The sequence below is a fragment of the Mesorhizobium sp. WSM4848 genome, from assembly GCF_055811375.1.
Genome location: NZ_JBVVPX010000002.1, coordinates 354,677 through 360,887 on the forward strand (window position 1 = coordinate 354,677; position 6,211 = coordinate 360,887).

4 protein-coding genes are annotated in these 6,211 nt (G+C 63.3%); 2 read left to right on the forward strand and 2 right to left on the reverse strand.

Going from position 1 to position 6,211, the window contains the following annotated elements; genetic code table 11:
* Positions 1 to 54 precede the first annotated feature (54 nt).
* Together AC0L16_RS04070 and AC0L16_RS04075 are read left to right on the forward strand one after the other, a co-directional pair.
* Positions 55 to 1,059 carry a fatty acid desaturase gene (locus AC0L16_RS04070; RefSeq protein ID WP_473619128.1) on the forward strand — a complete coding sequence of 335 codons (1,005 nt, stop codon included), beginning with the start codon at positions 55 to 57 and terminating at the stop codon, positions 1,057 to 1,059.
* Positions 1,060 to 1,143: 84 nt separating this feature from the next.
* Positions 1,144 to 1,944, forward strand: a complete 801-nt coding sequence (locus AC0L16_RS04075; RefSeq protein ID WP_473619155.1) for a phosphate/phosphite/phosphonate ABC transporter substrate-binding protein — start codon at positions 1,144 to 1,146, stop codon at positions 1,942 to 1,944.
* Positions 1,945 to 1,949: 5 nt separating this feature from the next.
* On the opposite strand, the gene AC0L16_RS04080 is transcribed toward AC0L16_RS04075, so the two are convergent.
* Together AC0L16_RS04080 and AC0L16_RS04085 are read right to left on the reverse strand one after the other, a co-directional pair.
* The gene (locus AC0L16_RS04080; RefSeq protein ID WP_473619129.1) at positions 1,950 to 3,317 is read right to left on the reverse strand and encodes a M24 family metallopeptidase; all 1,368 of its coding nucleotides are present in this window, start codon (positions 3,315 to 3,317) and stop codon (positions 1,950 to 1,952) included.
* Between the two features lie 67 nt (positions 3,318 to 3,384).
* Positions 3,385 to 5,970, reverse strand: a complete 2,586-nt coding sequence (locus tag AC0L16_RS04085) for a GcvT family protein (protein ID WP_473619131.1) — start codon at positions 5,968 to 5,970, stop codon at positions 3,385 to 3,387.
* Positions 5,971 to 6,211 lie beyond the last annotated feature (241 nt).

The window sequence follows — 6,211 nt, forward strand, 5'->3', positions numbered from 1 at the left end:
AATGCTGTCAGGAATCAAAACGGTTCCGGCGACTGGAAGGGCAGTGGTCGATCGATGACAAGCAACAGACGACGCAACGCACCGGCCATCGAATGGCCGACCGTCTTCCTCGCGTTTTTCTGCTACGGCACCTGGCTCGCAGCCGGCCTGTTCCTGTGGCCGTCCTATCCGCTGCTGGCGCTCATCGTTCTGGCCTTGATGGCGGCGCTGCAATCCTCGCTGGCGCACGAAGTCCTGCACGGCCATCCGACCCGCAATGCGCAGCTCAACGAAGCTTTCGTCTTCCTGCCGATTGGTCTCGTCTGGCCGTTCCGGCGGTTCAAGACCATTCATCTGCGCCATCATGCCGACGAACGGCTGACCGATCCGCTTGACGATCCTGAAAGCTACTACAAGGCGCTGTGGCACCATGACGAATTGCCGCCGGCGATGAAGTTCCTGCTGAAGATCAACAACACCATGATCGGCCGCCTCATTCTCGGCCCGTGGCTGTCATGCATCGGCTTCTTCATCGACGACGCCAGGCAGATGCTTGCCGGCGACAAGGTAATCCGCAAGGCATGGCTGCTGCATGCCATCGGCCTCGCCGTGGTGCTGCCGGTCGTGCAGTTCGGCTTCGGCATCCCGCTATGGCTCTACATCCTGGTGCCGGTGTGGCTCGGCCAGTCGCTGATCTCGATCCGCACCTTCGCCGAGCATCAATGGTCGGAGCATCCGGAAGGCCGTACGGTGATCGTCGAGCGTTCGCCGCTGTCGTTCCTGTTCCTCAACAACAATTTGCATTTCGTTCATCACAAGAGCCCGACGGTGGCCTGGTACCGGCTACCGAAGCTGTTTGCCGAGCGTCGTGACGAATGGCTGCGAATGAACAATGGCTATGCCTATCCGAACTATTTCGCGCTGCTCAGGGCATATGCCTTCAAGGCCAAGGAGCCGATCGTCCACCCGGTACTGCGGCGCACGCCGGAATCGGGGCGGGCGTTCAAGCCACGCGTCAGGGCGCGCAGCCTCAATGGGCTTGGCAGCGCGCCGGTGCCGGCCGAGCCGCCGAAAGAATGAATTTTTGGGCATCGCCGACAGCGATGCCCAAGGTGCGCGTCAATGGCCTTGTCAATTTTCCAGCGTAACGATCAAAGTTCCGGCATGAGCGATTTCGTTGCCGGTTTGCCCATGTACGACTGGCCTGAAGACAAGAGCGAGGTCGATGCCCAATGGGCGCGGCTGCGTGATGCCTTCCGGCAAAAAGGCATCGACGCGCCGCAGACCATCGCTCGCGTCAATGCCGATCTGCGGCCTGTAGACGGCGGCATCCGCGACGCCGCTGGAAAGGTCATCGCGCCAGATCCGGCGACGCTGCCGCCGGACGAACTGGATTTTTTCGGCCTCTGGCTGCATCCGGGGCTGCTGTTCGCACAGACCTGCTGGGGTCCGATGGAACTCGGGCTGGCGACGCATGTTCAACTGATCGGCCAGCCGCGCTACGACGCGTTCGAGGGCGGCCAGGGTGAACTCTATTCGAGCGCGCTCGTGATGCGCGCAGGTGAAGCGCCAACGGTTGGCTCACCGTCCAATGGCAGCCCGCTCATCCCGCTCGATGTCCTGCGTGGCAAGCGTTTTACCTTCAACAGCCTCGATTCCATGTCGGGCATTATCGCGCTGACGCGTGACCTGGAGGCGCTGGGCGAAAGCCTGGACATCTTCTCTGAGCGCAGCGAAAGCGGTGGCCACCGCGCCTCGATCGTCGCCATTGCCGAGGGCAAGGCCGATGTTGCGGCCATCGACTGCCGGAGTTGGGCCAAGGCGCGGCGCTTCGAGCCGGCAGCGGAAGTGGTCACGGTCGTCGGCTGGACAAGGCGGCGCAAGGGCCTGCCGTTCATCACCGCCAGAACGACACCGGAAAAGATCGTGGTGGCGCTGCGCGACGCGGTCGCGGCGATCGCATAAAACAATCAGCCGCCGAGCAGCCGCTTGTCGAGCGGATAGGTCGAAAGCTGCTCGTTGCCGGTTTCGGTGATCAGGACCTGCTCTTCGATCTTGACGCCCTCGTGCCCGCCAAGACGGCCGATATAGCTCTCGACGCAAAGCACCATGCCCGACACAAGCACGCCGTCGGGCGTGTCTTCGGTCCAGTCGATCGCATGCGGCAGCGTCGGGTATTCGTCGGCCAGGCCGACGCCGTGATAGAGCACGCCGTAACGCGTCGGGAAACAATCTCCAGGCGGCACCGCCGAGCGTTCGACAAGATCGCGGAACGATGTGCCCGGCTGCATCAGGCCGATGTTGTGGGCGATCTGATCGGCGGCGATGCGAAACAGCTCGCGTTGCTCGTTGGACGGCTCGGTGTCGCCGCAGAGCCAGGTGCGCGACAGGTCGGCGCAGAAACCGTAAGGGCCGATCAAATCGGTATCGAAAGCGACGAGATCGCCGGCTGCGATCGTTCGCGACGAGCATTCCTGGAACCAGGGATTGGTGCGCGGGCCTGACGTCAGGAGCCGGGTTTCGACCCATTCGCCGCCACGCGCGATGTTGCCGCGGTGCAGTTCGGCCCACAATTCGTTTTCGGAAATTCCTGGCCCCAAAGCTGCTTCCATCTCGCCCATCGCCGCCTCGCAGGCGACGATCGACCGGCGCATGGCCAGGATTTCGTCGGGCGATTTGATCAGGCGTGCATTTTCCATCAGCGCTTCGCCATTGCCGATCGAGATGCCGAGGCGGGCGAGTTCTTCGACGCCCTCGGGATTGATGTGATCGACGGCGATGCGGCCGATACCGCCGCCATGCTCCTTGACCAGATCGGCAATCCCGGCGGCCCAGCGGCGGACTTTTTGCTCGGTGAGCTCGCCGCTGTAGAGATAGATCCACGACACTGCCGGCCGAACCTCGTCGACGACGCCGGAGTGGTCGGAAAGGTGCTCGCAGGAAAAATAGTCGAACAGCACCACCGGACCTTCGGTGGCAACGAAACAATGTCTTGTCGGATTGTGCGCGACCCAGAGCTGCATATTGGTCGAGTCGGTCGCATAGCGGATGTTGATCGGATCGTAGAGCAAGGCTCCCGCATAGCCGTGGCGCGTCAACTCGGCGCGGATGCGGTCGAGCCGGTATTGCCGCATGGCGGGCAGGTCGGGAGCAGCAATGCCGGCGTCGTGCCACTCGGCTTCCGCCAGTGCGCCGTAGCCAAGCACATGCTGGTTGAGTTCAGCGGCCTTCTGCCGCGACTTCAGGCGCAACGCTTCGATTGAGCCTGCTGCGTCCGGCTCGAACGGCGCGATCCTGCGATGACGACCGAACCGTCGCTCGACGCTCGGATCGCTCATTTCCCTATCCTCCCGATATCAATCGGCAGCGCGGGCCAGGCCCGAAGGGCGGGCCTGTCCAATGCTTTCAGGCTCGCATCTTTTCGCCGCCCGGGTCGAAAGGCGGCTCGACATTGATGCGGGCTGGTCGTCGGCTTCCGAGGATCTCGATCTCGAACAGTCCGGCGCTCTCGTCCGCGGCCAAGGCCGCTGGCACATAGCCTTGCGCCATCGATTTCTGGACGTAATGGGCATAGCCGCCGGAGGTGACCCAGCCGACCACGCGCCAGTCGCCGTCGACGATGCCGCGCACGGCCAAACCGCCTTCCGCGGCCCCCGAGCCGCGCACTTGCTTGCCGTCCGTGTCGAAACGCGGCGCGCCATAGCCATGCGGCTTCTCCACTGTGCCGTAGTCCTTGCCGCCGACCTTGGCCCAGATCGGTTCGTCGCCCATGACGTCGGCGTCCGCGGCATCGACGATGAAGGAGACTCGGCGCAGTTTTGGCCCTTCTGCCTGTTCCCTGGCTGCCGCTTCGCGTCCGATGAAGTCGTTCTTTTCCAGCTTGACGAAGCGGTCCATCGCCCCCTCGAACGGCCCGTAGATCGGGCGCAGTTCGCGGAACCAGGTCGGAAAATTCTTTTCCAGGCGCATCGAGAGCAGGGCGCGCATGCCGAAATCGACCAGGCCAAACTCTTCGCCGGCGTCTTTGATCGCCTTGTAGACGAGACGCTGGTAGGCCGGCGCCATCCAGATCTCGTAGCCGAGGTCACCGGTATAGGTAATGCGATTGACCATGCAGGGCGCGCCACCGACCGCCATCTCGCGGAAGTCCATGAAGCGGAAGGCCTTGGTCGAGATGTCGACATCGACCAGCTTCTGCAGCAGGTCGCGCGATTTCGGCCCAGCGATCGATAAGCCGACCAGCGTCTGGTCAAAGCGGTGAATGCGGACCTGTGACGCCCCTGGACGATCCTTCGGCAGGTGCTTCTCGAACCACCGCATATGATACTTCTGCGCCGCCGACGAGCTCCAGATCATGAAGCGCTCTTCGCCCGCCTTGGCGATGGTGAAATCGCCGATCAGCCTGCCGAACTCGTTCAGCATCGGCGTCAGCACGATGCGGCCGGTCTTCGGCATGCGGTTGGTCATCAGCCGGTTGAGGAAATCTTCCGCTCCCGGCCCTGAAACTTCGTATTTGGCGAAATTGGCGATCTCGGTTACGCCGACCTTCTCGCGGGTGGCGCGCACTTCCTCGCCGATCGGCCCGAAATCGTTGGAGCGATGGAAAGAAACGATGTCCTTCGGCTCGGTGCCTGTCGGCGCGAACCAGAGCGGGGTTTCGAGGGCCCAGCTATCGCCCATGACGGCATTGTTGGCCAGCATCGTGTCGTAGAGCGGGGTGGTCTGGGCCGGGCGTGCCGCCGGCAATTCCTCATTGGGGAAACGGATTGAGAAGCGGCGCGAATAGTTTTCGCGCACCTTGGCATTGGTGTAGCGCAGCGTCGCCCATTCGCCGAAGCGCGCGACGTCCATGCCCCAGACGTCGAAGCCGGGATCGCCATGGACCATCCAGTTCGACAGCGCCAACCCGACGCCGCCGCCCTGCGAGAAACCGGCCATGACGGCGCAAGCGCACCAGAAATTGGTCAGGCCCTGCACCGGGCCGACCAGCGGATTGCCGTCGAGCGCGAAGGTGAACGGACCGTTGATGATCTGCTTGATGCCGGCCTTCTCGATGCCGGGAAAATGCTTGAAGCCGATTTCCAGCGACGGCGCGATGCGGTCGATGTCGGGCTGCAGCAGCTCATGGCCGAAATCCCACGGCGTGCTGACCGGCGACCACGGCTTGCAGGCCTTTTCATAGGTGCCGAGCAGGATGCCGTTGCGTTCCTGGCGGGTGTAGATCTCGCCCTTGAAGTCCATGACGCCGATCATCTCGCGGCCGGTCGACTTGTTGAATTCCTCGACCTCCGGCATCGGCTCGGTCAAAAGGTACATATGCTCCATCGCCAGCAGCGGCAGCTCGACGCCGACCATGCGGCCGATCTCGCGCGCCCACAGGCCGCCGCAGTTGACGACATGCTCGGCCTTGACCGTGCCTTGCTCAGTAACGACGTTCCAGGTGCCGTCGACCTCCTGCGTCAGCTCGACGACGCGGTTGCGCAGCACGATCTCGGCGCCGAGCTTCCTGGCGGCCTTGGCGTAGGCGTGGGTGGTGCCGGAAGGGTCGAGATGGCCTTCGACCGGATCCCACATGGCGCCGACGAAATTGGTCTCGTCCATCAGCGGGAACATCGCCTTGGCCTCTGACGGCGTGATCAGCTCGGTGTCCATGCCGAGATAGCGGCCCTTGGCGTGGGCAAGGCGCAAAAAGTCCATGCGCTCGGGCGTGTCGGCCATCATCACGCCGCCGGTCAGGTGCAGCGAGCAGGACTGGCCGGAAAGCTCTTCGATCTCCCTGTAGAGCTGCACCGTATAGGCCTGCAGCTTGGCGACATTGGGATCGCCATTGAGCGTATGGAAGCCGCCCGCCGCATGCCAGGACGAACCGGAAGTGAGTTCCGAACGCTCGATCAGCATGATGTCGGTCCAGCCGGCCTTGGCCAGATGGTAAAGCACCGAGCAGCCGACGACACCGCCACCGATGACAACCGCTTTTGCATGAGATTTCATGAAGATAGTTCCGTTTTTGAAGAGATTGAATCGAGTGAGCGGGGCGTGAAAACAAAGCGGAGAAGGGCGCCGGCTGGAATAATCTCACGCCCTTCCTCTGCCCCGTCGATCGGGGGAGAGGTGGGGGGGGGGGGGGGGGGGGGGGGGGGGGGTGGAGGGGGGGGGGGGGGGGGAAAAAAAAAAAGGGGGGCCCCCGGCGGGCGCCCCGTTTGGGAGAAGGCGGGGGGGGGGACGCCGCGAC